At 35.9% G+C, this 804-nt stretch carries 1 protein-coding gene; it reads left to right on the top strand.

Annotated elements, in window-relative coordinates; all coding sequences use genetic code 11:
* Nucleotides 1-233: 233 nt before the first annotated feature.
* Nucleotides 234-779, top strand: coding sequence for a GUN4 domain-containing protein (locus tag ACM0OZ_RS49075; RefSeq protein WP_414590199.1), 546 nt, complete (start codon nt 234-236; stop codon nt 777-779).
* Nucleotides 780-804 lie beyond the last annotated feature (25 nt).

Here is an 804-nt window from a genome sequence, read left to right as displayed (position 1 = left end):
ATCAAAGCACTGCTTAATGATTCTAAATATACTCCATCTTTGGTTCCTCAGCCTCGTACCTGAATTCTTACCATAATTCTAAGCAAACACCTTATACTAATGCAAAAAATATAAATAAATCGAGTTTAATTATTAGATCAAAATACGCAAATTTACATGAGATTAATACTCTTAAAATCGATGCTTTCCAAGCTGAAGTTAGCGGTAATCTTGAACTAGCAGAGCAACTTTGGATGCAGTTGAATACAGCAGCTTCTGCTCCAAACACAGATAAAATCCAGGCAATCCAAAGAATTGCTCATCTTAAAGCAGCAAATTTGGATTCTAAATCAAACCTCACCCCCCCATTTGTTTATTTGCAAAAAAATGAGGAAGTTAGTTCTCCTTATTTGATACAACAAGGGCTAAGTAAAAAAGGTTTGCTGGGTAAAGGGCTATGTTCTCAGTCTGAAATCCAACAAACCTCTAGTATTCCCATACTCAATAAAGATTTAGAAATTTTTAAGAATCAACTGATACACAGTGATTATATTGATCGATCTACTAAGTTTTATTCAGAAGGGGGAATAAGTTACAAGCGGTTGCGCGATTTCTTAGTAGCTGGCAATTGGAAAGAAGCAGATCGGGAAACTCTTGCCATAATCTTAAAAGTTGCAAGACGAGAAAAAGAAGGCTGGCTAAATATTGAATCTATCAATAAATTTCCCTGTATTGAGCTTTGCACCATCGACCTGTTTTGGCTGAAGTACACTCTTAAGAAACACATTCCGTCGCCGTAGATTGAGCAACGAGATTAAAGCCTAA

Origin of the sequence: Scytonema sp. PCC 10023, assembly GCF_963920835.1 — a bacterium.
Lineage (GTDB): Bacteria > Cyanobacteriota > Cyanobacteriia > Cyanobacteriales > Nostocaceae > Kalymmatonema.
This window is presented reverse-complemented; position numbering and strand designations above follow the sequence as displayed.

Coding starts and splice junctions, on each gene's coding strand:
- ACM0OZ_RS49075 (WP_414590199.1), top strand. CDS start 234: ATGCAGTTGAATACAGCAGCTTCTGCTCCAAACACAGATAAAATCCAG.